General features: G+C 54.8%; 28 protein-coding genes. 8 read left to right on the top strand and 20 right to left on the bottom strand.

Annotated features, from left to right (window positions below; genetic code table 11):
- Positions 1–19: 19 nt before the first annotated feature.
- Genes RSQ48_RS07900 through RSQ48_RS07885 form a run of 4 tightly spaced genes read right to left on the bottom strand, consistent with a single transcriptional unit; the run spans position 20 to position 3,721 of the window.
- On the bottom strand, positions 20–790 hold the full coding sequence (locus RSQ48_RS07900) for a 1,6-dihydroxycyclohexa-2,4-diene-1-carboxylate dehydrogenase (protein ID WP_415302315.1): 771 nt from the start codon (positions 788–790) through the stop codon (positions 20–22).
- Positions 791–849: 59 nt separating this feature from the next.
- A complete protein-coding gene (benC, locus tag RSQ48_RS07895; protein ID WP_059317688.1) occupies positions 850–1,863 on the bottom strand; it encodes a benzoate 1,2-dioxygenase electron transfer component BenC in 1,014 nt (337 codons plus the stop codon).
- Between the two features lie 13 nt (positions 1,864–1,876).
- Positions 1,877–2,365, bottom strand: a complete 489-nt coding sequence (gene benB, locus RSQ48_RS07890; RefSeq protein WP_131071677.1) for a benzoate 1,2-dioxygenase small subunit — start codon at positions 2,363–2,365, stop codon at positions 1,877–1,879.
- 3 nt (positions 2,366–2,368) lie between these two features.
- Positions 2,369–3,721, bottom strand: a complete 1,353-nt coding sequence (locus tag RSQ48_RS07885; RefSeq protein ID WP_003800424.1) for a Rieske 2Fe-2S domain-containing protein — start codon at positions 3,719–3,721, stop codon at positions 2,369–2,371.
- Positions 3,722–4,170: 449 nt separating this feature from the next.
- On the opposite strand from RSQ48_RS07885, the gene RSQ48_RS07880 reads away from it, so the two are divergent.
- The 3 genes from RSQ48_RS07880 (at position 4,171) to RSQ48_RS07870 (ending at position 6,303) form a co-directional block, all read left to right on the top strand.
- The gene (locus RSQ48_RS07880; RefSeq protein WP_003800426.1) at positions 4,171–5,103 is read left to right on the top strand and encodes a LysR family transcriptional regulator; all 933 of its coding nucleotides are present in this window, start codon (positions 4,171–4,173) and stop codon (positions 5,101–5,103) included.
- A gap of 257 nt (positions 5,104–5,360) precedes the next feature.
- Positions 5,361–5,768 (top strand): PaaI family thioesterase, encoded by a 408-nt coding sequence (locus RSQ48_RS07875; RefSeq protein ID WP_003800427.1) that lies wholly within the window; start codon positions 5,361–5,363, stop codon positions 5,766–5,768.
- Positions 5,769–5,961: 193 nt separating this feature from the next.
- Positions 5,962–6,303, top strand: coding sequence for an SRPBCC family protein (locus RSQ48_RS07870; protein WP_153008881.1), 342 nt, complete (start codon positions 5,962–5,964; stop codon positions 6,301–6,303).
- 16 nt (positions 6,304–6,319) lie between these two features.
- Here RSQ48_RS07870 and RSQ48_RS07865 read toward each other — a convergent pair whose 3' ends face one another.
- From RSQ48_RS07865 to RSQ48_RS07840, 6 genes are all read right to left on the bottom strand, one after another.
- Positions 6,320–7,381 carry an NADH:ubiquinone reductase (Na(+)-transporting) subunit F gene (locus RSQ48_RS07865; protein WP_059317690.1) on the bottom strand — a complete coding sequence of 354 codons (1,062 nt, stop codon included), beginning with the start codon at positions 7,379–7,381 and terminating at the stop codon, positions 6,320–6,322.
- Between the two features lie 15 nt (positions 7,382–7,396).
- A complete protein-coding gene (locus RSQ48_RS07860; RefSeq protein ID WP_003800433.1) occupies positions 7,397–7,759 on the bottom strand; it encodes a phenol hydroxylase subunit P4 in 363 nt (120 codons plus the stop codon).
- A gap of 66 nt (positions 7,760–7,825) precedes the next feature.
- Entirely contained in the window at positions 7,826–9,331 is a 1,506-nt protein-coding gene (locus RSQ48_RS07855; protein WP_003800435.1) for an aromatic/alkene/methane monooxygenase hydroxylase/oxygenase subunit alpha, read from the bottom strand.
- 18 nt (positions 9,332–9,349) lie between these two features.
- The gene (locus RSQ48_RS07850) at positions 9,350–9,622 is read right to left on the bottom strand and encodes an MmoB/DmpM family protein (RefSeq protein ID WP_003800437.1); all 273 of its coding nucleotides are present in this window, start codon (positions 9,620–9,622) and stop codon (positions 9,350–9,352) included.
- Positions 9,622–10,629: an aromatic/alkene monooxygenase hydroxylase subunit beta gene (locus RSQ48_RS07845; protein ID WP_415302314.1), complete on the bottom strand. Its 1,008-nt coding sequence runs from the start codon at positions 10,627–10,629 to the stop codon at positions 9,622–9,624. Before RSQ48_RS07845 ends, RSQ48_RS07850 begins: the two co-directional genes overlap by 1 nt.
- Before the next feature lie 23 nt (positions 10,630–10,652).
- The gene (locus tag RSQ48_RS07840) at positions 10,653–10,925 is read right to left on the bottom strand and encodes a phenol hydroxylase subunit (RefSeq protein ID WP_003800440.1); all 273 of its coding nucleotides are present in this window, start codon (positions 10,923–10,925) and stop codon (positions 10,653–10,655) included.
- 351 nt (positions 10,926–11,276) lie between these two features.
- On the opposite strand from RSQ48_RS07840, the gene RSQ48_RS07835 reads away from it, so the two are divergent.
- A complete protein-coding gene (locus tag RSQ48_RS07835) occupies positions 11,277–12,980 on the top strand; it encodes a sigma 54-interacting transcriptional regulator (RefSeq protein ID WP_415302313.1) in 1,704 nt (567 codons plus the stop codon).
- A 54-nt stretch (positions 12,981–13,034) separates the two neighbouring features.
- Here the strand turns inward: RSQ48_RS07835 and RSQ48_RS07830 are convergent, their stop codons facing one another.
- Complete coding sequence (locus tag RSQ48_RS07830) at positions 13,035–13,631, bottom strand: HD domain-containing protein (RefSeq protein WP_415302312.1); 597 nt, start codon at positions 13,629–13,631, stop codon at positions 13,035–13,037.
- A gap of 215 nt (positions 13,632–13,846) precedes the next feature.
- On the opposite strand from RSQ48_RS07830, the gene RSQ48_RS07825 reads away from it, so the two are divergent.
- Entirely contained in the window at positions 13,847–14,119 is a 273-nt protein-coding gene (locus RSQ48_RS07825) for a hypothetical protein (protein WP_003800445.1), read from the top strand.
- Positions 14,120–14,306: 187 nt separating this feature from the next.
- Here RSQ48_RS07825 and RSQ48_RS07820 read toward each other — a convergent pair whose 3' ends face one another.
- The 6 genes from RSQ48_RS07820 to RSQ48_RS07795 all read right to left on the bottom strand — a co-directional run bounded on the left by RSQ48_RS07820 (position 14,307) and on the right by RSQ48_RS07795 (position 18,637).
- On the bottom strand, positions 14,307–15,041 hold the full coding sequence (locus RSQ48_RS07820) for an amino acid ABC transporter ATP-binding protein (RefSeq protein ID WP_219235973.1): 735 nt from the start codon (positions 15,039–15,041) through the stop codon (positions 14,307–14,309).
- Positions 15,038–15,736: an amino acid ABC transporter permease gene (locus tag RSQ48_RS07815; protein ID WP_003800448.1), complete on the bottom strand. Its 699-nt coding sequence runs from the start codon at positions 15,734–15,736 to the stop codon at positions 15,038–15,040. The genes RSQ48_RS07820 and RSQ48_RS07815 overlap by 4 nt, the downstream gene beginning before the upstream one ends.
- The gene (locus tag RSQ48_RS07810; protein WP_003800450.1) at positions 15,736–16,470 is read right to left on the bottom strand and encodes an amino acid ABC transporter permease; all 735 of its coding nucleotides are present in this window, start codon (positions 16,468–16,470) and stop codon (positions 15,736–15,738) included. Before RSQ48_RS07810 ends, RSQ48_RS07815 begins: the two co-directional genes overlap by 1 nt.
- 102 nt (positions 16,471–16,572) lie before the next feature.
- On the bottom strand, positions 16,573–17,382 hold the full coding sequence (locus RSQ48_RS07805; RefSeq protein WP_003800452.1) for an ABC transporter substrate-binding protein: 810 nt from the start codon (positions 17,380–17,382) through the stop codon (positions 16,573–16,575).
- A gap of 170 nt (positions 17,383–17,552) precedes the next feature.
- Complete coding sequence (locus RSQ48_RS07800) at positions 17,553–18,092, bottom strand: lipocalin family protein (RefSeq protein WP_003800454.1); 540 nt, start codon at positions 18,090–18,092, stop codon at positions 17,553–17,555.
- Positions 18,093–18,217: 125 nt separating this feature from the next.
- Positions 18,218–18,637: a GFA family protein gene (locus RSQ48_RS07795; protein ID WP_240208743.1), complete on the bottom strand. Its 420-nt coding sequence runs from the start codon at positions 18,635–18,637 to the stop codon at positions 18,218–18,220.
- A gap of 236 nt (positions 18,638–18,873) precedes the next feature.
- Here RSQ48_RS07795 and RSQ48_RS07790 point away from each other — a divergent pair, with 236 nt between their 5' ends.
- Positions 18,874–19,278, top strand: a complete 405-nt coding sequence (locus tag RSQ48_RS07790) for a RidA family protein (protein ID WP_039943113.1) — start codon at positions 18,874–18,876, stop codon at positions 19,276–19,278.
- A 196-nt stretch (positions 19,279–19,474) separates the two neighbouring features.
- Here the strand turns inward: RSQ48_RS07790 and RSQ48_RS07785 are convergent, their stop codons facing one another.
- A complete protein-coding gene (locus RSQ48_RS07785; RefSeq protein WP_415302311.1) occupies positions 19,475–20,902 on the bottom strand; it encodes an amidase in 1,428 nt (475 codons plus the stop codon).
- 79 nt (positions 20,903–20,981) lie between these two features.
- The gene (locus RSQ48_RS07780) at positions 20,982–22,286 is read right to left on the bottom strand and encodes an MFS transporter (RefSeq protein WP_240208745.1); all 1,305 of its coding nucleotides are present in this window, start codon (positions 22,284–22,286) and stop codon (positions 20,982–20,984) included.
- Between the two features lie 78 nt (positions 22,287–22,364).
- Between RSQ48_RS07780 and RSQ48_RS07775 the strand changes: the two genes are divergently transcribed.
- Positions 22,365–23,378: an Lrp/AsnC family transcriptional regulator gene (locus RSQ48_RS07775; RefSeq protein WP_131071669.1), complete on the top strand. Its 1,014-nt coding sequence runs from the start codon at positions 22,365–22,367 to the stop codon at positions 23,376–23,378.
- Between the two features lie 237 nt (positions 23,379–23,615).
- On the opposite strand, the gene RSQ48_RS07770 is transcribed toward RSQ48_RS07775, so the two are convergent.
- Entirely contained in the window at positions 23,616–23,789 is a 174-nt protein-coding gene (locus tag RSQ48_RS07770; RefSeq protein ID WP_003800466.1) for a YegP family protein, read from the bottom strand.
- A 408-nt stretch (positions 23,790–24,197) separates the two neighbouring features.
- Here RSQ48_RS07770 and trhA point away from each other — a divergent pair, with 408 nt between their 5' ends.
- The gene (trhA, locus tag RSQ48_RS07765; RefSeq protein ID WP_003800468.1) at positions 24,198–24,818 is read left to right on the top strand and encodes a PAQR family membrane homeostasis protein TrhA; all 621 of its coding nucleotides are present in this window, start codon (positions 24,198–24,200) and stop codon (positions 24,816–24,818) included.
- Positions 24,819–25,447 lie beyond the last annotated feature (629 nt).

Genomic DNA, 25,447 nt, shown 5'->3' with positions numbered 1-25,447 from the left:
AGCCGCACGCATCGCTTGATCAGCCCTGGTCGCCACCTCCTACTGGCAAGACAGTGCCGGTAATGTACGAAGCCTCGTCCGAGGCCAAAAACAAAATGCTGGCAGCCTGCTCATCCAGGCTGCCGTGACGCTTCATCAAACTGCTCGCTACGGTCTGATCCACAATCTGCTGATACCAGATCGCTTCTTGAGGATCTTCGTGATTCTGGGTATTGCGGGGAATGCGCCGTGGCGGTGCCTCGGTCCCACCGGGCGAGACGGCATTGACCCGAATGCCGCGCTGGGCATTCTCAAAAGCCAATGAGGCGGTCAAGGCATTGACCCCGCCTTTGGCTGCGGCATAAGGCACGCGGTTGATGCTGCGGGTGGCAATCGAGGACACATTCACAATGGCCCCGCTACCCTGCGCTTGCATGCTGGGTAAAACGGCATGACAGGACCACAGCGTTGGAAACAGGGAGCGACGGATCTCGGCTTCAATCTGCCCGGGTGTGTAATGCTCATAAGGACGCGTCCAGATCGTTCCTCCGACGTTATTGATCAAAATATCAATACGCCCCCACTTATCCAGCGCCGCCCGGGCCGCGGCCTGAGCACCTTCAACGCTTTCCAGATCCGCTTCCAGCGTCAAGACCGACTCGCAGGCCAGTTCCCGCACCAGCTCCGAACGATCGACTGCCAGCACCCAGGCCCCTTCGGCCTGCAGGCGCTCGGCAACGCGACGGCCAATACCTTGGGCCGCACCCGTCACAATGGCCACTTTTTGATAAAAACGCGCAGGCGCAGTCATGATTTTTCCTTGTAAGGGTCAAGCAGCACAGGACGCCCCGCAAAGGAGGCGCTGCCTGCCTACATTGCTTGGCTGGTAATGAATTTTTCGTAGTAAAAATTCGCGGGAGCATGGGCTTGCGCATCAATGAACTGGCTGACTGCGTCCACCATGGGCGGCGGCCCGCACAGGTAAACATCCACCTGCCCCTCATGCCAATGCGCCAAATCCAAATGCTGGGTAACGTAGCCTTTGCGCTCGTGGCGGGATTTCGGGTCCACCACGCAGGTGGTGTAACTGAATCCCGGCAATCGCTGGGTATAGGACTCCAGCTCTGCCAGCATCACCAGATCCTGATCACGGGTGACGCCATAGACCAGATGCACAGGCTGCGTACAGCCTTGCCGGACCAATGCTTCAAGCATGGATAAAAACGGCGCCAGGCCCGTTCCGCCGGCCAGAAACAGCAAAGGACGAGTTACCTGCCGCAGATAAAAACTGCCTAAAGGACCAGTCATTTCTACCTGCTGTCCTAGCGGCTGTGCAGCCAGCCAGGAACTCATCAGGCCACCCGGAACCTGCTTGATCAAGAAGCTCAAACGCGACTCGCCCGGCGCAGAGCTGAAGGAATAGGAGCGATGCGCCTGCCCGCCGGGCACCGTGATATTCACGTACTGCCCAGGCAGGAAAGGCAAGGCTTTGTCGGCCGCATCAATCTTCAGCTCGTAAGCCGCGTCCTCATACTGACGGCATTCCGATACCTGCCCCTGCCACTTGGCCACGGCGGTCTTGCACACACCCGATGAAATCGGCACGGTAATCACGCAGTCTGATTTGGGAATCATCTGGCAAGTCAGCACCAAACCTTTGTCCGCTTCTTCCTGCGTCAGGGCATCTTCGATATAGTCGTCGCCCTGATCATACTGACCACTTTCGGCCTGACATTTACAAGTGCCACACACTCCGTCCGAACAATCCATAGGCAGATTGATCTGATGGCGATACGCGGCATCCAGTACTTTTTCGTGTTCACCACAGTCCACAAAACGGGTGACGCCGTCCTCAAAATTCAGCGCAATACGATAGCTATTCACGACGTTCCCCGCTTTAAATGTGATACACATCAATCACTTGACGGATGTAGTCATTCTTGAGCACTACCTTCTTTTGCTCGATCACCCAGCCCTGCTCCTGAGGCGACAAGGTCAGGTAAATCGTGCCAAAGAACTGATCTGTCACGCGATAGCGATGGTTCAGCGTTAAAAAGTTATAGCGAACGTCCACCTGCCCGTCGCGCTCGGCCAGAATCTCAATATTGCTCAGCATGTGAGCAGTACGTGGCTCGGGCGTGGAGGCGCCAGAACGCTCGGTCTTGATGCGGAACACCCGATCTTCCAGACCGTTGCGGTTGGGATAAAAGATCAAGGAAATCTCGCTATGCGGGTCTTCGATCAATTGATCATCATCATCCCAGCAAGGCATCCAGTACTGGGCGTTGGGGCTATAGCATTCCAGCCATTCATCCCACTGGCGATCATCCAGCAAGCGGGCTTCGCGATACAGGAAAGTGCAAATAGAGTGATAGCTTGCGTTCATGGCTTAGACCTCCCCGTTTTCTGCTTGCAACGCCTGGCTCATGGTCTTGGCCCAGTACTCGTGCTGGCAGACAAATAAGCCTTCATCCTCACTACGCCCGCCGCTGATCAAAGGCTTCATGCCCATGGCGGTGGCATTATCATCCGGCCCTTCCACCCACAAGGGAGCGCCTCGGCTCAAATCATTCCAGGGGGCTGCCAAACCGGCATAGCCCTCCTGACAGGCGCGGAACTCTTCCAGATCGTCCGCCGTTCCCATGCCCGACACGTTAAAAAAGTCCTCGTATTGACGGATACGGATCGCACGCTGCTCGGCACTCTCGCCTTTGGGAGCAAAGCAATAGATCGTGACCTCTGTCTTGTCCACGCTGATCGGGCGCGTTACCCGAATCTGAGTGGAGAACTGGTCCATCAGGTATACGTTCGGGTATAAACACAGATTACGTGTCTGGTTGACGATGAGTTCGGCTCGTTTCTCGCCCAAACGCTGTTTCAGTTCCTCGCGATGCTCATAGACCGGACGCACGGTTGGATTCATGGTCTTGGTCCACAGCAGAATATGGCCGTAATCAAAGCCATACACACCGCCCAGGCTTTTGCTCCAGCCATTCGCATCCACCGCTTGCGTCCCACCCTCTTTGCGACGACCCATCGTGGCTGCGTAGTTCCAGTGCACGCTGCTCACGTGATAGCCGTCAGCGCCGTTTTCCATCTGCAGCTTCCAGTTGCCGTCGTACATGTAGGAAGAGTTGCCGCGCAGCACTTCCAGCCCCTCCGGGGCCTGGTCCACGATCTGGTCGATAATGACTTTGGTTTCACCCAGATAGTCATCCAGGGACACCACATCCGGATTCAGGCTGCCGAACAGAAAACCGCGATAGTTCTCAAAACGCGCCACCCGCGTCAGGTCATGGGAGCCATTGCTATTGAACTGCTCGGGATACTGGGTGCTTTTCTCATCTTTCACCTTGAGCAGCTTGCCGCTGTTATTGAAAGTCCAGCCATGAAAAGGACAGGTAAAACTGCCCTTGTTGCCGTGCTTGCGACGGCACAGCATGGCCCCACGATGCGCGCAGGCATTGATGAACGCATTCAGTCCGCCATCTTTGCCGCGTGTCAGAAACACAGGTTGGCGTCCGATATAAGTCGTGAAGTAGTCATTGACCTCGGGCAGCTGACTTTCATGGGCCAGATAGACCCAATTACCTTCAAAAATATGTTTCATCTCCAGCTCGAACAAATCAGGGTTCGTGAAGATGTCACGACGACAGCGGTACACGCCGGATTCTTTGTTTTCTTCCAGGGCAGTATCCAGCAAGTGTCTGATATCTTTGGTTTTATCCATAAGGACTGACATGATGTGGCCTTTATGAGAGTTGCAGCCGTCCCTGCCCATGCCCCGAGAGACATAGCAAGCACGCGTGATAAAAAGAGAAATCGCGCCGGATCGAAATCCGGCAGGCTCATGACAGCGTGCAAGTGAGTCTGCACCGAGCCTGTTTCACACCCGACTGGAACGCTGTCGGGCGGCTGATGCTCAGCCCGCTAAATTGACACCAAGGGCTGTTCTGCATGACTTTCATTACAGTCCGGGTGGACTCAGGCTTCCAATACCATATCGTTTCCGCTCTATACCAAAATTCTATAGTTTGTTTTTTTATTATTAAAATCAATTGCTTATATATCACTAACACCAAAACCTATCGTTAACCCTAGACGTATAGGAGCATAAGCTTGAAGCTTGGATGGTCGAGATAGGTGATATATTGAATCGGGTTTTTTGGATCTGGGCCACAGGCAAAGCATATGGACTTGAAACAAATCCGCTACTTTGTTGCGGTCGCCAAAGCACGCAATTTCACACGCGCTGCCGAACAACTGCACATCGCTCAGCCCGCACTGAGCCGGCAGATCCAGTTACTGGAACAGGAGCTTAATGTCCTGCTGCTCTCACGAGAAAGCCGACCCTTACAACTGACCGAGGCCGGCCGAATCTTCTACGAGCAGTCGCTCCAACTGCTCAATCGGGTGGAAGCCATGAAGACCGCAACCACCGAAGTCGGGCTGAACCAACGCCCGCAACTGTCGATTGGCTTTGTGGCCTCCACCTTGTACGGCGGCTTGCCTATCCTGATCCAGAAGTTCCGTCACGCCTACCCCGACATTCGTTTTCACTTTCTGGAGCTCACCTCCAGCCAGCAGATAGCCGCCTTGCGTGCCGGGCGCATTGATGTGGCTTTTGGCCGCGTGCGCATTCACGACAGCGCCGTATGTCGTACCGTTTTGCGTGAAGAACGTCTGGTTCTGGCCATCCCGCCCACCATTGAACTGGCCAGGGATCGGGGCCCCGTGTCTTTACAGGTCATTGCCGATCACGCCTTCATCGTTTATCCCAAATCGCCGCGCCCCAGCTTTGCCGATCATGTGCTCAATATCCTGCATGACAATGCTATTTTCCCCACTGAAGTACATGAGGTGAAGGAGCTGCAAACCGCAATGGGACTGGTTGCCGGGGGCGTGGGTTTGTGTCTGATTCCCTCGGCCGCTCAGATACGCAGCGATCTGGTTTACCGGCTGATTGACGACGAGAAAGTGACCTCGCCCATTATTTTCAGCCACAGAAAAAACGACAACTCCTGGTATATCGCCCAGATGCATGCGTTTATCGAAGAGATGTATGCAGAAAAACCGCCCTGGCTCATTCCAGGGCACAGTGCTTTAAGCAACGGTCCTGCCTGAATAGCGCGACGATTTCCAATAGATGCCATATTATCGCCCTATATTATTTAGTTTAAATAATATAGGGCGTCGTTCAAAATGAAAGATAAATGAATTTTGAAAAATTGGCATAAAACCGTAATACAGTTTCAAGAAAAAAAATTACGGTTTTCGACTGAATATCCCGGTTTATTATCTTGCTAACATAATAAATAAAAACTTCTCTCAAAAATACTGCGAAAAACCTAACGCCGTATTTTCGGCAAAGGTGCTTATCAATGGACGATATAAAAGCATTTGCGTTAAAAATATTTCAATCACAACCCTTTAGCCAATTCATCGGCGCGGAGCTGGTGACATGCTCTCACGACAGCGCCGAACTGGCACTCGCTGTTCAGGATCATCACAAACAGCAACATGGATTTGTTCATGGTGGCGCGATCAGTTACCTGGCGGACAATGCCATCACTTTTGCTGGGGGGCTTGCACTGGGCGGAAACGCGTTAACCGTAGAATTTAAAATCAATTACATCCGGCCAGCGATTGGCACTCGTTTGGTCGCCCAGGCGCAAGCACGTAGCACAGGAAAGCGCTTGGCCGTTTGCCAATGCGAGGTTTACGCCATTGATGGCGAGTCCCAAAAACTATGCGCGCTGGCACAGGGAACCGTGGTTCCGGCCACTTAAACCCCTTGAACTGACTCCCCCAAAAAGCTTGGCTTCATACTAGGACTCGGCGAACAGCGATAGCCCGGTATAAAGGGACAGATAATACGGCGCGAAGCAACTTTCAGAAAACAGTGCCTGTGCAGGCGGACCAGCGACGTATTCTGGATTTTGCATCGCTTTACTACTCTCTTTTCTCGCACGCTTTTTTATTATGCGCCCAGATTACGTGGCCATTAATCTGTTCTGTCCTGAGGCACCGAATCGAACAATCTGGACACATGAAATGCTGTATCGACTAACCCAATTTCATGGAGAAGCGGGTATCAAGGCATTGGAAAAATGCTTCAGTTATACGAGTGATGTCGTATTCGATGGAAAGGATTTCGCCAGAGCCGAAGGCGTGGAAGGCCTGCAGCGGGGTTGGGTACAGGGAGGCAATCCCATGCACACACTAGGGCTCGAAGAGGGGCTGCTCGCCATATTTCAACAAACTATTGAAAATGCGATCATGGCGCACCAGTCGGGTCCTTTCATTGCCAAAGGGCCCGACTGATGGAAATCCCCCGCCCTTAAATACGCTTGAACAAGGCCGAGCGCACCTTGCCGCTCGCCCCATCTGCCGCTGTCAGAAACTGCTCCATGTGAATGTCACGCTCAAAAAGGCGGCTTTGCATCAAGGTGGAGATCGCCGCTTCGATCATGGGTGGCGGGCCACACAAATAGGCTTTGTTGCCTGAACAGCGTTGCTCAAAGAACTGCCCCACTGCCTCGTGTACAAAGCCTACAAACCCTTCCCAGGCATCTTCCGGCAAGGGGGCATTCAAGGCCGGAATGTAGTGAAAATTGTCATGCTTTTCAGCTAGCTGATAGAAGTGATCGGCGTGATACAGCTCGGCTTTATTGCGCGCTCCCTGGAACAGGTAAATCGGGCGGGTATCGCCCTGCTCCAGCAAGTCCATAATCATGGACTCGGGACTGGACAGCCCCGAGCCTCCGGCAATGAAGATCGCGCCTTGCGGATCGGACTTGCGCACAAAGAACTGCCCGTAGGGGCCAGACACATCCAGGCTCTGTCCCACTTGCAGCTCCTCGTGCAGCCAGGTGGTGCCTGCTCCCCCTTCCACCTTGCGCACATGCAAATCAACAATACCGCTCATGGACGGCGGATTCGCAATCGAGAAAGCACGGGTGCTGTCGATGGACGGCACATGCAGGTTGATGTACTGCCCGGCCTGGAACGCCATCGGGCGATCCAATTCCAGACGGATATGCTTGATGGTGGGCGACAAGTCTTCAATCAGGACGACCTTGCCCTGATAGTCCTCCACGGGCAGCCCCTGAAAATCCGGGTCTACATCAATATCGGCCTCGATGACCATATCGGATTCGGGCAGACAGCAACAGGCCAGCAACTTGCCTTCATCGCGCTCCGAATCCATCAGGGCAAAACTGGACGCATCCCCTGCGTCCGCATAGCCTTCCAGAACCTGCACCTTGCAGGTGCCACATGTGCCATGTCCACAGGCAAAAGGCAACCAAACCCCTTGTCGCAACGCAGCGTCCAACAAGGTTTGTCCGTCTTCCACCTCGACCACATCACCTGTGGGTTCTACGGTTACCTGATACGTCATTGCTGCCTCCGCCTCTTATACGCCCGTGCCCTTGTAGCCATTCAGGCCCGGGGTTTTGAAACGCAACAAGGATTTGTGATCGAAGCCTTGTTCACCCAGAGTGCCATCAGGCTTGAGGTCCACCGCCTGACCATTCAGATTCCATTGCACCTTGCTCCATTCGATCTGCTCGAAGTCAGGGTGCTGGGCAAAGCCAGCGGGCATCAGTTGCTGGATCAGTTGCGACACGGTCATGTCAGCTTGAACCAGAAAGGCCTTGGCCGAGCAGAACAACAGATGCTCATCCCAGCCGATGTACAGCAACATGCTGTCGCCATAGTGGGAGCGCTGGTCGCGCGCGTAGCCTTGATAATCCGGGGTAATCGCAGTAACTGCCATATTGATCTCCAATTTTTATAGGTAGTGGCAGCACCCACCGGGAGCGCTGCCTTTTTTCTCGCGTGACTAGGCCGTCACTCCTTTCCATTCATTCCAGCGCGTTTCATCCACCGAGCCCTTGAAGTCCATATTGTCGACACCCACGTTCAGCCGGTAGTAATCGCTCAGGATCTTCTCGAGCTCGGGGCCACCGCAGCCGCCTTGCAGGATCTGGTTCACCGGCAGCCAGGCCTGGATGTACTTTTCAGGCTCGTGCTCGAAAATATCGCGGCAACCGTCCGAGCAAGTGTGGTAACGCTCACCCTGATAAAGGCTTTGTCGATAGGTAATCTCGTCCGGTTTTTCCATGTCGGTAAAGGTCATGGGCACCTGACACACCTGGCACAGCTGTGGCAGACCGCTGGAGTAAAAACGCTTGCCTTCTGCTTCCATCTTCTTGGCCATCTCCCAACGCGGGCGGTAATACTTGTCGAAGGTGTCGGGATACTTGGCACTTAACCAATCCAGCTCCTCGTCGCTGGGAATCCAGGTGTGAAAACCGGCCGCGTGACCGAAGTTGTAAAAAATCCACCAGGCCTGATGCGAAATGTGCTCTTTTTCTTTCTCGATCACGTCGCTGTACTTGGGCATGCGAATGCCGTAACGGGCCAGGTCCTTGAACAGAGCACCGCCGGCCTGTTCAAAATACACTTCCCACGCTTCTTTCCAGGACATGACCTTGTTGGGCAACATGTAGTCCATCATCATGGCCACCACGGAGAGCAGGCGGGTGCCACGCCAGAACCATTTATCAATCCACTGCTGAACGATAGGCACGTTGTCCTCGTGCTGTTCCAGCAAGAACTTGATCACTTCCAGCCCCAGCGTCATGTGTCGAGCTTCGTCAGACTGCGAGCTGAAACCGAAGGTCACCGTCGCCATATCGCCGTTATAGGCTGCGCCCGACATAAAAGGCACAAACAGCAGGTTGGTCAGCACGTACTCAAAGGAGAAGCTGATCGCCAGCAAAAACTCGAAGGGTCCGGCCGAGCGGGCATCTTCAAAGAAGGACTTGGGCACGGACAGGTACCAGACCCGGTCATGCATATGGCTCCAGTCCTGAAAGCCATTGAAAAACTTGTTGTAATGGCTCATGGCGTGGACCTGCGTCTGGACGTGACGCAGTTCATCAATCGACTGCATCTGGCACGCAATACGGGCGCCGATGCCGCTGAACTGACGGCCCACATGGGAATAGCCCTGGTAAGCCTGGTATTCCAGCGGGGTCACTGCCGTCAGGAACACCTTGATCGCGTTCAGGTAACGCGGATCGGAAATATTCATCTGGCCATTGTTCTGCGCAAAAGCATCAAAAATGGCATACAGCTTCTTTTCTTTTTCGGCCTGGTACTTCCAATACGCGTCCATGGTCAGACGGAACGGATCTTCCCATTTGGACCAATCCGTAATCTTGATGCCTTCGAACTCCTCATAGGGGAAGGCGTCCTTGCGATCCTGGTAGCTGAATTCCCAGTCCAGATCACGAGTCAGATAGCGATATTTGTCTTTGATATTTAGTTTTTTCGTGGCCATATTGCCCCCTTTTCCGATTTAGCTGTTCCAGTGCAAAAACAAGCGGTCTTCATCTTCATCCACGTTGCCACCCAAGGTGATCAGATTCAGATGCAGCTCCTGCATGTCCCATTGCTGCCCATACTTTTCTTCCACGGTCTCGCGCTTGACGGTCAACTGACCCACACACTCAATACGGATCATGGCTGGCTGATAAATCACCGTCGCGTCCGGGTTGTCTTCCTCGATGGCCTCGACGATGTAGCGCGACATGTCGTTGTCTTGCAGACCGATATAAACCTTGGATGTCATCAGGCTTCTCCACCCAGGCTCAGGCCTGCTTTCGTGACGCGTTTGGCAATGGTTTCCTGCGCCTGTTCCCAGACCTGATCAGCCTGCTCGGCAAAGGCCGCCTTAAGGTATGGCATGAAGGCGGCGCGTACTTGAGGCAGCCACTGATTGAGCCAGGTTTGGAGTTGCCGCTTGTTTTCCTCGCTTTCGGCAACGGCAATCTTGAAGACGCTATCGCTCCAATTGGCCAGGTCTTTATGGCACTCCAACATGAACTCCAGCAGCATATCCAGATCGCGGCCGCCTTCCTTGGCCAGATCCGCCACCAGAGCTTGATACACCCCCTGATGCACCACGCTATTGACCAGCAGAGACTGCACCAGCAGCAGTTCAAACCAGTCTTTCTGGACCAACGTTTTCTCGCACAAGGCGCGCAGACCTTGCCAGGCCGCATCCTGCATCCAGGCCTCTTTGGCTTGGCTCAGGGAATCGGCACTATTGCCATCGATCAGCAGCCCCATACGGGAGACGTATTGCGCCATACCCAGCGAATCCATCCCGGCATAGAGACAGGCTTGGGTAATGGTGGTGCCATACCCGTAGGCCGAGCCCGACATGAAGTTCAGGTTGGCAGTTTGCTCAATGTGACGCACAGGCAGCAGCAAGCGGGTGACCTTGGCTTTGACGTCCTCGCTCAGATACTGAGCCAGCTCGCGCTTTTCAAAAAAACCGTAATTGGTTTCCGCCGACTCCTGCATGCGGGCACGGTTCTGAACATACGCCCCGTAATAGAACTGACGCGGGTCACGGAACACATACCAGTCCTTCATTTGAATGGCGGTGTGTGTGGGGTCGTTCAGGGTCTTGTCCGGCATCCACAGAGGCCGGTAATGGAAGTTGGCCGTCGCCTGGGCGTCGTAGGTGGCTTCCTGGTAGCGCGTGGCCGGTTTTTCGCCAAAGCGGCGGGCCACGTTGGCGAAGGTTTGCCGCACCGGCTGCAAACTGGCCGTTTTAATTTCTAATGTCATCCTCTTGTTCTCCTGAATAAAACCTACTGGGCTTCAGCCTGACGACTGTTACCGACCAAAGTGTCATAACCAAAACGCCATTTTTCCTCGTTCTCGTCATTGACCCGCATTTGCTCATCGCTCATGGGCTGGACATTGTTTTGCAGGCAAAAATGCTCAAATGCCGCCGGGGGCATGACCAGCTCCACAAACAGGTCCGGCTGGCCAATCGCAAAATCAAACTCCACAAAACGGGCATTGGCGGGACTGCGTACGCGTACATACTTCGTCAAGGTGGGCAAGCTCGTGTCTGCCATCGGTTCTCCTCCTGATCAAACGGTTGCATGAGTGTCCACAGCCTGTTCATAGCAAACGCCGTGCCAACTTCAAATTTGAAGGATTTAACCCTTTAGGATTAAAGAGATAGAGGAGAACCAGCCGAGAAGGAATGCGGCCTGAGACGGGTCCGCAGCAGGAAAATTGATCATTTGATCAAGTTCTTAGCGCCGTTTTCACCAAATGCTGAGTTAGGGTAAAACCTTAGAAAAAACGGTTTTATCCGTACTCTGGACACTATTCGGTTTTCCTTGAGTCACTAGAAAGACAGGCGGCATACTGGTTTTAGAAAACCCAAAAACACAATAAAAAAACACAAGATGGAGACTGCCATGGGGGCTACTGAACTCACCCTGCCATTGAGTCAGGACCTGATCGACGCCATTCGCTTTGACGCTCGTGAGGGAAAAATCTGGTTTAGCGAGCAACGCATGCTCTTGCTGCACGCCAGCGGTTTTGGTCAGTTGCGCAAAGAGCTGATTGCCTCTTTAGGCAGCGAGCGCGCCAAATACTTTCTGATGCGCTTTGGCTACCACGCGGGCATGAAAGATGCTGAGGTGTCCCAGAAAGTGCGCCCGGACCTGTCGCTGAAAGAGACCTTTCTGGCGGGGCCGCAAATGCACACCATTCGCGGCATGGTCAAAGTGGTACCTACCGCCCTGACCTTTGACCGCGATGCTGGCCAGTATTACGGCGAATTTGACTGGTTTGACTCCTATGAAGTCAGCAATCACCAGAAAGAGCACGGCCAGTCCAGCGAGCCCGTCTGTTGGAGCCTGCTCGGCTATGCGAGCGGCTACACCAGCTTTTATATGGGCAAAAGCATCATCTACAAAGAAACCCAATGCGCGGCCATGGGCCACAGTCACTGCAAAATCGTAGGCAAACCCGCCGAAGAATGGGAGCATGACGACCCCGAAATTGACCGCTTCATGCTGCCCGACCCGGTTCAGGACGAATTGTTTGCCTTGCGATGCGAGCTGGTGAAGTTACGTGAGCAGGAGTTCAAACGCTCCAGTGCCCACTTCAACTTGCCCAACTCCATCGGCCAGTCGGCGGCTTACCAGGCCGCCTGCCATTTGCTGGAGAAAGCGGCGCAAAGCAAAGTCTCCGTGCTGCTGCTGGGAGAAACCGGCGTGGGGAAAGAAGCCTTCGCACGCGGCCTGCACGCGGCCAGCGACCGGGCTGATCAGCCCTTCATCGCCGTGAACTGTGCCTCCATCCCGCCAGAACTGATTGAGTCAGAGCTGTTTGGTGTGGAAAAAGGGGCCTACACGGGCGCCCACAAGTCCCGCCCAGGCCGCTTCGAACGCGCTCAAGGCGGCACCCTGTTTCTGGACGAGATTGTGGAACTGTCACCAAGGTCTCAAGCTGCCCTGCTCCGGGTCCTGCAGGAACAGGAGCTAGAGCGCGTCGGGGATGAAAATACCCGTCACATCGACGTGCGTGTAGTGGCAGCAACCAACGAGGATTTGGCCGAGGCGGTTCAAAAAGGCAGTTTTCGCGCCGACTTGTACTACCGCCTGAATGTCTTTCCCATCCACATTCCGCCGCTGCGTGAGCGCAAAGAAGACATCCCGCTGCTGACCGAATATTTCCTGAACAAATACTCCAGCATGTACAAAAAGCACGTGCTGGGAGTGAGCGACCGCAGCCGGGAACTGCTGATGCAGTACGACTGGCCGGGCAATATCCGCGAATTCGAAAACATGATCGAGCGTGGTGTCATCCTGACCGAGCACAACCACGAAATCGAAACCCACCACCTGTTCCCCCAGCAAAAAAGTGCCTTGCAGTATCTGAGCAGTTTGAATACGCAAGGCTTTATGGCCAAGGAATCCTGTCTGAGCGCGAATCAGACGCAGTATCTGGAGAGTTTGCTGGAAACGCCCTTCAATCTGGACGAGCTGGAGGAACAGATCATTCAACTGACCCTGAAAAGGACAAACGGAAATATATCGGAAGCTGCCCGCAGACTGGGATTGACCCGGCCTGCATTGGCCTATCGCTTGAAAAAAGTGACGATGCCCGCTTGACGAGTCCAGTGCCTTTTTACAAGGCTCGGGCCCTGTGTGAGCGCTCATTGACGTTTATGCACCAGCCTTGTCCGCATCCCCTGCCCGCTCATCCATGCGAGCACGGGTTTTCTCGTCAAGAATCTGGCGTAAGCGGGTCAGAAACGGCCTTATAGCCGTGTATTTCTCACCGTAAGTCAGGTTGAAGCCGTAATCAAAGTCCTGCGGATTGCGCCCCTGTGTGTGTTGCAAAATCGTTTCCAGCTTGTCCAGTGCCTTCACCATACGTGCTTCGGCTGAACTGGCATTTTCGTACTCTTCCCACAAGCCCAGAATGCCGGCCTGGGCCGTCGCATCCAGGTGGCGGGTCAGATAAGCCATATCCGCACGCTCCTGCTCGCTCTTATCAGGATGCTGATCTTTTTCAATGGCGGGAATATCGCCGTGCAAGGCCTCGCCCAAATCGTGGACCAGACAGATTTTCAAGACTTTAAGCATATCCAGATCACCGAGCTCATCCTGAAACAGCATGGCCATCAAGCACAAGCGCCAGGAGTGCTCCGCCGTGCTCTCAGGGCGCCCGGTCGACGTATGTCCACTACGCAATACACTCTTGAGCCGTTCCGCCTCTTCGAGAAAAGCCAGGCGTGATTCGAGTTTCTGTCTATCCATATAAGTTAACGCTGAGTTCGTGGCCAGGAAGCGGTCACTATAAGGCAGGCTGCGGGGCAACAAAACAAAGAGTCTATCGTTGCTCCGTCATAACAAATCGCCAATGCTCGTTTCCTCAACAAAGGGCCTCATTCCTTGCTTTGGTCGAGCGGATTGCACGAGATCTAGCCTGATTTCCTCTACCTACTACAATGGAGGCTTATCTAAGGAGTCTTATGTTGGAATTTCAGCCCCGTGAACGGGCGTATTTATCGGGTATCCGAGCCCTGACGAACGATCAGGACAACAATGAAGTGTTTGTCGGTATGACCGTAGCCGAGTCCATCTGGTACGCAAACTACGTAGAGCATTCCTACAAAGGGGATGTAGCGCGAGGCGACGAAGCCGAAGCACGTTATCTGGCCCTGCATGATCAGCATGAACAGGCACGCCGCGCCGTACTGGCCTCAGAATCCCTACTGCAATCGTTTGACACCGCCGCTCAGTAGTTCTGAGTACATCGCGATCCACTCCAGGCCGGGCACGCATGTCATTCGCCCTGTTTCACCAAGCCTGGTTTGTTCGCCCGTAAAAAAGCCCGCCCATTTTTCCACAGGCGGGCTTTTTTTTGGTGACGGACTCTGGGCTCGGCACGGCTCGGCAATCAAGCAACTGGCTGCCGTGCACCACAACCAGCTACAAGCGCAGTTCCTTGGACAAAAAGGTTTGCACTCGCTGTGGCCGACCTGCCAAATCACCAAAGAACACATCCGTGGGCACGTCCTCCAGAATCTGGCCCTGATCCATGAAAACCATCCGATCGGCTACCTTGCGGGCAAAGCCCATCTCATGGGTGACGCACATCATGGTCATGCCCTCCTGCGCCAAGCTGACCATCACGTCCAGCACCTCATTGACCATCTCCGGGTCCAATGCGGAGGTGGGCTCGTCAAACAGCATGCAGACCGGGTCCATGCACAGCGCCCGCGCAATCGCGACACGCTGTTGCTGCCCGCCCGACAAACTGGCCGGATAACGATCGGCCAGCGCTTTCAGGCCCACCCGATCCAGATACAGCAAGGCCCGCTCGTTCGCTTCATCACGATCCCTGCCCAGCACTTTACGCTGCGCCAAGGTCAGATTGGCCATGACACTCAAATGCGGAAAAAGCTCAAAGTTCTGAAACACCATCCCGACCCGGCTGCGCAAGTCTGGCAGATTCGTTGCCGGGTCACCGACGGAAATCCCATCCACAACAATCGCGCCCTGCTGAAACGGTTCCAGACCATTGACGGTTTTCAACAAGGTGGACTTGCCAGAGCCCGAAGGCCCGCACACCACCACGACTTCCTGCCGGTCCACCTTGGCCGTACAGTCCTTGAGCACCTGAAATGTGCCATACCACTTGGAAACACTATCGATACGGATCATTTGCCATCCAGTCGCAGATGTTTGTCATAACGTCGGGCCACCCGGTTCGCGATCAACTCCAGCGTTGCGCAAATCACGTAGTACATCAACCCGACAAACAAGAAGATTTCAGTGGGGTGCACCATGACCCGGTTACTGACCTGAGTGGCCACGAAAGACAATTCCGCTACGCCAATGACATAGGCCAGCGACGTGTCTTTGATCAAGGCAACCCACTGATTAATAAAAGAAGGCAGCATTACCGGCAAAGCTTGCGGCAGGATGATGGACGTCATGATTTGGGCAGTTTTCAGCCCCAGGGCCTTGCCCGCTTGCCATTGCCCCGCCGGCAAGCTGCTGATGCCCGCATACACCGAGTGCGCCAGATACGCACCGCCAATCAAGGACAAGGCGCAGACCACGGTAAACAAACCCGGCACATCCACCTTGAACAGAATGGGCAGCAAAAAATACACCCAGAAAATCAGCATGATCACGGGCACGGCGCGAAAAAAGCCCAGAAACAGCAGCAAAGCGGTATGCGCTACACCACGCGTCAACACCAACGCCACTCCGAACACCAAACCCAAAATGGCAGACAGGCTTGCCGAGAGCACGCTTAACAAGAGCGTCAGGGCTGCCCCTCCTAAAGGGCCGTGCGGATACGCCCCCACCAGGAAGTACAGGAGGTTCTCATGGATTACATCGAAGTTCATTACAGCCCACCTCGCACTTGCAGACGATGGCGTTGCAACCATTGCCCACCCACCTCAACCAGCATGACCAGCAAGACATACAACAGCGTGGCAATCCCAAAGGACTGGAAGGTCTTGAAGGTTTCGGTTTCCACCTGACGGGAGGCATAAGACAGCTCTGCCAAACCAATGGCCATGGTCAGCGAGGTGTTCTTGATGACATTCATGTACTGCCCGATCAGCGAAGGAAAGGTATTGCGCAAGGCTTGCGGCATCACCACATAGCGCCAGACCTGCATGGATGACATGCCCAGGGAGGCCGCAGCGGCCCATTGCCCCTTGCGCACCGCGCGCACGCCGGAGCGAAACTCTTCCGCAACAAACGCTGTGGTGTAGAGCGTCAGCCCCACAAAGGCGGCCAACATCTCAAAACTGGGCCACTGCACATCAAACAAAACCAGTTGCAAGACATGCTGGGTGTTCAGCCATTGAACCAGCTCCGGGGGCATCAGCGCGGAGGCACCGAAATACCAGAAGAACAGTTGCACCAACAAGGGCGTATTACGGAACAAGCTAAGGTAGGCACGCACCGGCCAGGCCAGCCAGGCAAATGACGAGAGCCTGGCAATACACACCAAAAAACCCAAAACAGTTGCAGCGAAGGAAACGATTAAAGAGAGCTGAATCGTGACCCAGAACCCTTGCAGCAACCAGCCCACATAGTGGGGTGCCAGCCAGAAATCAGAAGACGGCATAGCAAACACCAAAAAGCAGGATCAACCGATCCCGCTGTTAAAAACACAAACAGGAAAAGGCCAGCCTGAACATGCGAGGCTGGCCTGCAAACACGTGGCGACTTACTGTTGCTGACCGATGCGGTACAAACGCTCCAGCGGTGTTTTGGATTGAGGACCAAACCAAACGTCATAAATGGCTTGTGCCTTGCCCTGGGCTTCCAGCTCCAGCAAGGTTTCATCCACAAAGGACTTCAGTGCTGTCTCGCCTTTGGGGATACCAATACCGATCAAGTCCTCGGAAATGCTAAAGGCCGGGATTTCATAGTTTTCCTTGTCCGGCACATTGGCCAACAGGCCGATCAGCTTGGGGCCATCCTGTGTGATAGCCTGCACATTGCCGTTACGCAAGGCGGTAAAGGCGAAAGGCGTATCGTCATAGGCAACCAGCTTGGCCTGGGGGTATTTTTCACGCAGGACGATCTCATTGACTGTGCCTTTGTCGACACCAATACGCAGCGAGTTCAATTGCTCGGGCGAGGACAAGACGCCTTTCTTGGCTAAGAACTGCTGACCCGATGCAAAGTACGGAATGCTGAAATCAACCTGTTTGGCGCGCTCTTCGGTAATCGTAAAGTTGGCCAGAACCAGATCCACTTTATTGGACGTCAGCAGCGGCACACGATTGGCTGGGTTGGTCGGCAAAACTTCCAGCTTCACGCCCAGCTTGTCCGCCAGAGCCTGAGCAAAATCCACATCCAGACCCGTGATCTGACGGGACTTCTGATCCACAAAACCAAACGGTGGATTGCTGTCGAAAGACGCGACTTTCAAGACACCCGTTTTCTTGATGTCATCCAGACGATCAGCCTGGGCCACTCCAGCCACCAACGCCAGGGTAAGGGTTGCGGCAATGCTTAAAAACGACTTCATAATAAAAACATTCCGTAAAAAAAATGGCACGTCCGATACATACCGTCGTGCCATTCGACCACAGCCGTCAGCCTTTCAAAACGATCAAATCTCCCCATGCTTATAACCAAAACATGTAAGGAGAGAGGCAAAACTGTGCTGCTGCGGCGCCCCCGCCCCTTAAAAGGCGACTATTGATTCGTCGGAATCACCTTTTGCACGGCAAAACCCTGTGATGCCGCATAGTCCAGCAACTGGCTCACCGTCTTGGGGTCAGCCTGCTTGTCTCGGGACAAAACCCACAGATATTTCCGGTCTGGAGTTCCAACCAGAGAATACTGATAGTCTCCTTCCAGCTTCATAATCCAATAATCTCCCCAGACCATCGGGAGCCAGGACAACCATTTCGGAGCAAAGCGCACCTCCAGCACCGCCGGATCAGCTGGATTAACGCTACTGGCCAGCCTGCCCTGCCCCACCGCTTCTTTGACCTGACCATCGCTACCCTGACAGCGATTGGTGACCGTGATGGTTTTGTCTGCCGCCATCACATAATTGGCCTGCACGTCCCCGACACACTCACGCTGAAAACTGTTGGGCAACCGTGCCTGCTCATACCAGGTACCCATGTACTGGTTCAAGTCCACGTCTTTCTGTGTCGCCAGGTCCGCCTGCGAGGTGGCGCAGGCCGCTAAGGTGACAGATAGTGATAGCACCATAATTTTTTTCATCAGAACTCCCCTTGAACACGAATCAAAGACTATTTCCGCCGACCTTCTCTTACGATTTTCACAGCGCTGCCCGGGCAGGGCGAGCAGCCGGCTTCCAGACCCGACTGCCAGGACAGCGCAAACAATCAGGAAAACAGCTTCACCACCTCCTCGCCGGTCATCTGCCGTGTTGGATTGGCAAACTGATAATTATCTGGTTTCTCATCGATAAAAACCTGCAGTTCAAACGGCCATTGCCCGCTCTCTTTGAACAGGCCGGCCGAAATAGCATGAAAGCCACCTGCCTTGAGCTCATAGAATAAATGCGTGCCGCAGACAGCGCAAAAACTACGCCGCGCCCATTCCGAGGAAGCATAAGACCTGACATGCTCTTTCCCCTCAATGACAGGGCTCTCATGCGTCTCTAATGAAAAGAACGGGCCTCCCGTCCAGTTTCGACAGATACTGCAATGGCAAGCACTGATTGTCGGGCTGGGCTGCGCAATACTGATTGACACCGCAGCACACAAACACGTGCCCTGAATCCGGGTTTGATCACTCGTCATAAACGCCTCCGTGGCTAGGACGTGAACTCATTCTAGCGGCTGCGCGGTCGAACAAGGGAAACTCGATGTAAGGTGTCTCCGCACTACGCCTCCAGTCTTGTGAGCCCTCTTGGTGAATCCCTGCCCGGGCCGGTATCTATTTTCCACACAGCCCTTGTCTTCTACCAGGCAGCCCCAAGGTAGGAGGATGGCGTGTGAACACACCGCCTCAACTGACTTTTTATGTATTGATGAAGATGACTAAAAGCGCTATTAACCCCTCCACCGTATTCAATTCTCTGCAATACGGTTTCAGCCAAGGCTTGGTTGTCACCGGCCAACGCCGTGTCATGTTGTCCGGGCAAGTGGGCGTCAACGCCCAGGAACAAACCGTCAGCGGTGGTATGCGTGAACAGACAGAAGCCGCTCTGGACAATATAGAACTGGTTCTGGCCGAAGCGGGCGGCCGGATCGATCAGGTAATCATGCTGCGAATTTTTATTCGGGAAGATGCCAGTTCACCCCAAGAGCAGGATGAGATTGCCGCCGCATTATTGAAACGCTTTCCGGTCAATCCCCCCCCTTCCTCCTGGATTCTGATCAACGGCCTGGCCCGACGCGAATGGCTGATTGAGATTGAAGCAGAGGCCATGCTGGACTGATCGCGCGCACTATGCATTTTTAAATGCTGAGCGCAAAAAAAGACCTGGTATCGAACCGAGGTCTTTTTTTTGCTCTCTGTCTCCAGAGCCTGTGTGTGGGCTCACCTTGCTAAGGGCACTACTGAAAACAGAGCCTGCGCCCTGAGTGGGGAACGGGGAGCACCCAAAGAGCTGCAGGCGGGCTCAAGCAGTTTTTTTACAGCCCCCACGCCGTCAAATCCGGATGGCGGGAAAGTCGGCCAAGCGCGTGTTCAACCCCGTGCGCACAATCGAGCAAACCCGCATCACGTCCCCGCGAAGTCATTAATTGAATGCCCGTAGGTAAACCGTGCCCATCCAGCCCGGTGGGCAGAGAAATAGCGGCTGCTCCCAAAAAATTGCCGGGGCGCAGCAAGCGGCCCAAACCAGCATGCCGTACATCTTCAGGATCGAGCGGCTGAGCCACCTGATCGCAGGCGGGCATCAGTAACGCTGCAAAGCCATGCATCGCCTGCGCAAACGCCTGCATATCGGCTGTGCGTCGTTGCAAAGCCGCTTCATAAGCCGCTCTATCAATCCGCCCCCCCGCCAGGATGCGTTCCCGCACCACTGACCACAGGTCGTGTCGAGGATCGGCAGCGAGCTCACCGTAATATTGATAGGCCTCGTAAGCGAGCACAATCGAATTATCTTCAGCCAGTCGGGCAAAAGAACAATCCGGCGGCGGTGCCCAGGTCTGCAGTGATACGCCTGCCTCCTGCAAGCGCTCCAGCGTGGAATGCCAGCTCGTTTGTGTGTCACGGTCCAACGTCGCGGGCCAGTCCGTCTCATCCAGCACGGCAATCGAACCCTGTATCGGCGCAACAGGTGCGCGCAAGGCCGCCACACACCCGGCAGGCAACGCCAGCGTCGAAGGATCGGCAATGTCCGGGCCTGCCAACAGCGCCGTCACTTGACGGGCATCGGCCACACTGCGCGCGATGGGTCCCAGAACATCCAGGGTCGCAGACAAAGGCAAGCTGCCTGCACAACTGATCACGCCCGTCGAAGGCTTGTAACCGACAAGGCCATTAAGTGTGGCAGGAGCACGTACTGAGCCGCCCGTATCGCCCCCCATGGCCATCGGCACCAGACCAGCCGCTACCGCCACCCCACTGCCACTGGAGGAGCCCCCCGGAGCACGCGCGACGACCGCATCCCAGGGATTGCGCGCCGTGCCCTGGCTAGGATTCTGCCCGGATAAGCCAAAGGCGAACTCGGTCATCCGGGTTTTGCCCAGCACCACCAAGCCGTGCGCCATCAAGGAGCGCAGGACAACTGCCGTCTCGGTACTAAGCTTGCCGCCCCGGCTTTGCGAACCGAGAGTCGCCTCGGTACCCTCCCATTGCACACTGTCCTTGACAGCCACGGGCACACCATGGAAGGGTCCCAGCACAATGCCCGCCGCCAGCAAACGATCGGCCGCGTCCGCCTGGGCCAGGGCGCGTTCGGCCGTGATGACACTAAAGGCATTGAGCTCGGCTGCACGCTCGATACGATCCAGAAAATACGTGGCAACCTGGCGGGCGCTTAAGCGGCCCTGCCGAATCTCCTGCCCAATCTCCAGAGCATCTCGAAAATGAAGGGCGACATCTTGTTTCAACATGGGGTTTCCTGAAAATCACACAGCCCGCATCGCGGGCTGTGTCTACTACCCGGCCAGACACCGGGCTAAACAGGCGCGATCAGCGCAATTTTTGTCCGACTGTCTCGGGCATACGTATAAAGGTGACCAAGGTAATTACCGCGCCAGCCAACACATAGTAAAAGAACCATCGTTCCAGGCCATTGCTTTGCAACCAGGTCAACAGATAAGGCGTCGTGCCTCCCAACAAAGCCACCATCAGGTTATAGGGGGCACCGATGCCAACCGCCCGGACGCTGGTCGGGAACTGCTCAGACATAATCGCTGGGCCGATCGAGGTATACATGGCGTACAGGACCAGACCAAACAGCTCCACCAACAAAATAGAACCGAAAGACGGGCCCAACGTGCTCATCAGCGGATAAAAGAAGAACAGGTACCCGGCCGCAAAAACGATTAATTGTGGTTTGCGTCCGATCCGATCGGACAAGGCACCGAACAAGGGCTGGACCACCATGAACACAATCAAGGCCACAGTATTGGCGGCAAATGCAACCTTGGGATCGGCCTGCACATGGCGGATGGCATAGGTCGGCACATAGGCGACAAAAATATAGAACGCAAAGGTTGTCAGCACGGAAAAACCGATAATGCGCAGCACTTCTCTGGGGTATTCACGCAGCAACGTGCGCAAAGGCTGCTTTTCAACCCCTGCTTTCTTGCTTTCGGAAAAAGCCTCGGTCTCGGGAATCGAGCGTCGAATCCACAGACCCACTACCCCGCCCAATGCCCCCAGCAGAAACGGAATACGCCACCCCCAGGCGGCCATTTCCGCACGCGTCAACCAGGTCGTCAGCACCCACCCTACGGCCGAAGCCGCCAGGATGCCGACCGCCGCACTGAAGAAAACAAAGCTGGAGTAAAAACCGCGGCGATGGGGCGGCGCCATCTCGGTCAGAAAAGTTGTTGCCGAGGCATACTCTCCTCCCAAAGACAGACCTTGCAACAGACGGGCAAGGGTCAATAAAAGAGGAGCCGCCAAACCGATTGCCGCATAGGTCGGGGTTACTGCGATAATAAGCGACCCTCCGGCCATCATCAGGATAGTCAGTCCTAAAGCGGCTTTGCGTCCGTAACGGTCGGAGAAGATACCAAGCAGCCAGCCGCCGATGGGGCGCATGAAAAAACCCACTGCAAAAATACCAAAGCTGGCCAGCAGTGCCGTGGTTTCATTTCCTTCAGGAAAGAACTGACTGGAAAAAAAGATAGCGAAGGAGGCGTAAATGGTCCAATCGAACCATTCAACCGCGTTGCCTACACTACCTGCCACAATGGTGCGAACGCGCGAAACCGGAACGGGGTCCACTCCTGTCGGGGCGCTCGGACGTAGAGAGGGAGTGCTCATGAATTCCTCAATTTGTTTATTTTTGGTCAAAACAGGTTTAAAAAGTTTATTTTTTAGCAATTGAAGAAGGTTAATTAGATGAATATGGTCACGTCAAGCAAGGGTAAACCCTTGCTACCCACTCTCGATGACACCGATCTGGCCTGCCTGATTGCCTTGCAGGCAGAGCCACGCGCCTCCTGGCGAGAGCTCGGCGCGGCCGCCGGCATCGCCGAACGTACAGTGGGAAGACGGATCAAGCGCCTTTTGGAAACAGGCGCCCTGCGCGTCATTGCCGAAACCGACCCGTTGACCACTGGCAAGGGGGTGGTCTTGCATGCCTGGATGCGCTGTCATGCCGGACAAGTTCCTTTCGTGGCCGAAAAACTGGCCCAAATGGAAAACTGCCAATTGGTGGTCACCTTGGCAGGCTCCGCAGACTTGATGGCCGAACTGACACTTGCCGATGAGGCAGACATGCCCGAACTGGTGACCCGCAGCCTTCCCTGCATGCCCGGCGTCGAGCATGTCGATGCACGCCTGGTACTACGCTCGTTTCGACGGGCAGGTCAGTGGCGCATACAGGCCAAGCCAGCGGACACGACCGACAGCCACTCCACGCACGCTCCCCTGGCACTGACCGAAGCCGAACACCGAATCGCGAATGGGTTAAAAAGGGATGGTCGGGCCAGCCTGGCCGATTTGGCCGAGCAGGCTGGCGTAAGCGAACCGACCGCGCAACGGCTTTTACAGCATCTGGTAGAGCGTAAAGCGCTATCTTTCCGGGTCGAAGTGGAGCCCGCTTTGGTAGGCTTTCCGGTTGAAGCTGTGGTTTCGATACAAGTGCGCCCTCAGGCGGTCAATACGCTGGCAGCACACCTGGCCCAGGACCCCAATACCCGTTGTCTCTTTGGCACCAGTGGCCCTTCCCAACTTTTCTGGCACGTGCTGTGCCGCGACAGCCTCCAGCTTTGGGATGTAGTGACGCGTCGGCTGGGGGAAATAGAAGGCGTGCTCAACAGCAACGTGGCTGTGGTCATGCAGGCCCACAAGCGCTGCGGCATCGTACGCAGCCAAGATAACGCCCAAGAACAAAAAATGGAGCACGAATGACAGAACGGCGTGTTGACCGCGCCGTCCTGTTTCTCTCGTCCAAGCCCTGAGCCTGCCCAATGGCAGGCGGCGACGACTCTGTTCACACACCGTACCTGTCTGCACCGCCGTTGCAGGAAGCCTCCGCCAGGCGACGGCGTAATGGCAAGGCCCAAGATAAAAAGACACACGGACAGGCGGGCTGAGCTCTCGTCCACGTTCCCGACTGAACGAAGAAGGGGCAACAAGGGCCCCTATCTATTCCTCCACAACTGGCGCATCCGGTATTCCTTTCTTGACCGACTCAATACTGTTTTGAGCACTCTGCTTACTGGTATAGCCTTCCGAGCTGACGCAAATAATATTGCCGTTTGCCGCCTTGAACCGCCAGCGCCATTCACCCCCTTTGTCCTTGTAAAGCACAAATTTCATGATGACCCTCCCAGAGTAAAAACGCACATTGCGCTGCTGCTATCCTAGGGCCAGACAGGTTCAGCAGACATTGGGGTTTACCTGACAGCATCGCCTTGTCGGGTTAACCAAACAGGCCACAGCGCTAGGCTAGGAGACACGGCGTCCACTTTGAACCTGACGGAGTATGCGGACACCGCACGAGCCCCATTTCCGTAAGGGAATAAGCTTGGAGCCAACACAAAAACAGCACGATCGCCAAAAACGGCGCCGTACGGCAAGAAATTAAAAAACACGGCGGTTCATGCCCCAGGTATTGCGCGGACTTGATCAACACCAATACGGGCTTCGAAGCGATGCACTAAGCTTTTCCCTTTCGGCAACAGTCTTCCATTGTGCCTGCCCTGTGTTCGGAGAGAAGAGGGAATCATGTATTACGGTGAACGATTCAATGCCTGGTCACATTTGATCGGCGCGGTTCTGGCCATCGGCGGTGTCTCCTGGCTGCTGGTCATGGCAAGCTTTACGGGCGACCCTTGGCGCATTACCAGCACAGCCATCTATGGCACTACGCTTGTCCTGCTTTACCTGATCTCCACGCTGTACCACTGCTTCCAGGGACGAGCCAAACGCGTATTTCGCAAGATGGACCACTTTTCCATCTATTTGCTGATTGCGGGAAGTTATACCCCCTTTTGCCTGGTAACGCTGCGAGGACCTTGGGGATGGAGTCTGTTCGGCGTGGTCTGGGGTCTGGCTCTCATCGGTATCCTTCAGGATATCCGTCCACGTTCGCCAGCACGCGTCTTGTCGCTGGTCATTTATGCTCTTATGGGCTGGATTGTCTTGCTGGCGCTGGAGCCCCTGGCATCCAGTCTGGGCTCACAGGGCTTTTCCTGGTTGGCGGCAGGAGGGGCAATTTATACTGCCGGCATTGTTTTTTTCGTGTTTGACGAGCGCTTCCGACATTGGCACGGCATTTGGCATTTATTTGTACTGGCGGGCAGTGCAGCACATTTCCTGGCCATATCCCAATACGTGGTGATGTAAAGCCAACTCCAGCCAACCACTCCCTGATGATCAGGCGCTTGTACGAAGCGCTGGCCTACCCAAGCGGCTCCCCATGGGTAGCTCTGCTTCGACGCTGATAATGATCAGCGCCACGCTTGTCCTACAAGGCCCCTCATAGCAACCTGACAAACACAATCGCTTTAATGACAGGGAGATAACTCAACAAAATTCCGATAGTTATCAACGCTGATAAAGCTTATCGGGCTTTCGGGACTGTAAATCAAGCGCTTATTACCGCGATAGCCTCGCGACACATCCAGGTCAGCACTGAGCCACTGCACATTAGCGGGCAAGCCTGGGCCTCTGAAAGCGTCCCCTCCTATCAATTTCTGATTGGTTGCCCTAAGCCCCCACAGACTGTCTGAAGCCTTCCCAGACCACCCCAGTCTCCTTGCTTCGTTACTTGTCAGGTACTGAGGAGGAAGCCTTTCGTACTGCTTTATTTGGCGAAGCACATGGACAAGCGCCTTCACGTCATTGATGACCGGCATCCCTTTCTCTGAGAGAAACTGGTTGACCTCTCTCACTTCCTGCTCACACGACACCCTCGTCTGAGCGTGGGCGCTACCGATCAACATGCTACAAGCGATGGCACCTAGTGTTAGTGC

Source organism: Alcaligenes sp. SJTW-7 (assembly GCF_047716895.1).
Classification (GTDB): Bacteria; Pseudomonadota; Gammaproteobacteria; order Burkholderiales; family Burkholderiaceae_B; genus Alcaligenes; species Alcaligenes ammonioxydans.
Note: the sequence above shows the minus strand (reverse complement) of the source record. Positions and strands in the feature narration are given on the sequence as shown.

What these genes read in the sequence shown, in the direction of transcription:
- RSQ48_RS07835 (WP_415302313.1), top strand. Translation starts at nt 11,277, where the DNA reads ATGGGGGCTACTGAACTCACCCTGCCATTGAGTCAGGACCTGATCGAC.
- RSQ48_RS07855 (WP_003800435.1), bottom strand. Translation starts at nt 9,331, where the DNA reads ATGGCCACGAAAAAACTAAATATCAAAGACAAATATCGCTATCTGACT.
- RSQ48_RS07790 (WP_039943113.1), top strand. Translation starts at nt 18,874, where the DNA reads ATGACTAAAAGCGCTATTAACCCCTCCACCGTATTCAATTCTCTGCAA.
- RSQ48_RS07795 (WP_240208743.1), bottom strand. Translation starts at nt 18,637, where the DNA reads ATGACGAGTGATCAAACCCGGATTCAGGGCACGTGTTTGTGTGCTGCG.
- RSQ48_RS07845 (WP_415302314.1), bottom strand. Translation starts at nt 10,629, where the DNA reads ATGACATTAGAAATTAAAACGGCCAGTTTGCAGCCGGTGCGGCAAACC.
- benB (WP_131071677.1), bottom strand. Translation starts at nt 2,365, where the DNA reads ATGAACGCAAGCTATCACTCTATTTGCACTTTCCTGTATCGCGAAGCC.
- RSQ48_RS07815 (WP_003800448.1), bottom strand. Translation starts at nt 15,736, where the DNA reads ATGAACTTCGATGTAATCCATGAGAACCTCCTGTACTTCCTGGTGGGG.
- RSQ48_RS07805 (WP_003800452.1), bottom strand. Translation starts at nt 17,382, where the DNA reads ATGAAGTCGTTTTTAAGCATTGCCGCAACCCTTACCCTGGCGTTGGTG.
- RSQ48_RS07800 (WP_003800454.1), bottom strand. Translation starts at nt 18,092, where the DNA reads ATGAAAAAAATTATGGTGCTATCACTATCTGTCACCTTAGCGGCCTGC.
- trhA (WP_003800468.1), top strand. Translation starts at nt 24,198, where the DNA reads ATGTATTACGGTGAACGATTCAATGCCTGGTCACATTTGATCGGCGCG.
- RSQ48_RS07830 (WP_415302312.1), bottom strand. Translation starts at nt 13,631, where the DNA reads ATGGATAGACAGAAACTCGAATCACGCCTGGCTTTTCTCGAAGAGGCG.
- RSQ48_RS07875 (WP_003800427.1), top strand. Translation starts at nt 5,361, where the DNA reads ATGGACGATATAAAAGCATTTGCGTTAAAAATATTTCAATCACAACCC.
- RSQ48_RS07885 (WP_003800424.1), bottom strand. Translation starts at nt 3,721, where the DNA reads ATGTCAGTCCTTATGGATAAAACCAAAGATATCAGACACTTGCTGGAT.
- RSQ48_RS07810 (WP_003800450.1), bottom strand. Translation starts at nt 16,470, where the DNA reads ATGCCGTCTTCTGATTTCTGGCTGGCACCCCACTATGTGGGCTGGTTG.
- RSQ48_RS07860 (WP_003800433.1), bottom strand. Translation starts at nt 7,759, where the DNA reads ATGGCAGTTACTGCGATTACCCCGGATTATCAAGGCTACGCGCGCGAC.
- RSQ48_RS07775 (WP_131071669.1), top strand. Translation starts at nt 22,365, where the DNA reads ATGAATATGGTCACGTCAAGCAAGGGTAAACCCTTGCTACCCACTCTC.
- RSQ48_RS07780 (WP_240208745.1), bottom strand. Translation starts at nt 22,286, where the DNA reads ATGAGCACTCCCTCTCTACGTCCGAGCGCCCCGACAGGAGTGGACCCC.
- RSQ48_RS07900 (WP_415302315.1), bottom strand. Translation starts at nt 790, where the DNA reads ATGACTGCGCCTGCGCGTTTTTATCAAAAAGTGGCCATTGTGACGGGT.
- RSQ48_RS07785 (WP_415302311.1), bottom strand. Translation starts at nt 20,902, where the DNA reads ATGTTGAAACAAGATGTCGCCCTTCATTTTCGAGATGCTCTGGAGATT.
- RSQ48_RS07770 (WP_003800466.1), bottom strand. Translation starts at nt 23,789, where the DNA reads ATGAAATTTGTGCTTTACAAGGACAAAGGGGGTGAATGGCGCTGGCGG.
- RSQ48_RS07825 (WP_003800445.1), top strand. Translation starts at nt 13,847, where the DNA reads ATGTTGGAATTTCAGCCCCGTGAACGGGCGTATTTATCGGGTATCCGA.
- RSQ48_RS07850 (WP_003800437.1), bottom strand. Translation starts at nt 9,622, where the DNA reads ATGACATCCAAGGTTTATATCGGTCTGCAAGACAACGACATGTCGCGC.
- RSQ48_RS07840 (WP_003800440.1), bottom strand. Translation starts at nt 10,925, where the DNA reads ATGGCAGACACGAGCTTGCCCACCTTGACGAAGTATGTACGCGTACGC.
- RSQ48_RS07870 (WP_153008881.1), top strand. Translation starts at nt 5,962, where the DNA reads ATGCGCCCAGATTACGTGGCCATTAATCTGTTCTGTCCTGAGGCACCG.
- RSQ48_RS07865 (WP_059317690.1), bottom strand. Translation starts at nt 7,381, where the DNA reads ATGACGTATCAGGTAACCGTAGAACCCACAGGTGATGTGGTCGAGGTG.
- RSQ48_RS07820 (WP_219235973.1), bottom strand. Translation starts at nt 15,041, where the DNA reads ATGATCCGTATCGATAGTGTTTCCAAGTGGTATGGCACATTTCAGGTG.
- RSQ48_RS07880 (WP_003800426.1), top strand. Translation starts at nt 4,171, where the DNA reads ATGGACTTGAAACAAATCCGCTACTTTGTTGCGGTCGCCAAAGCACGC.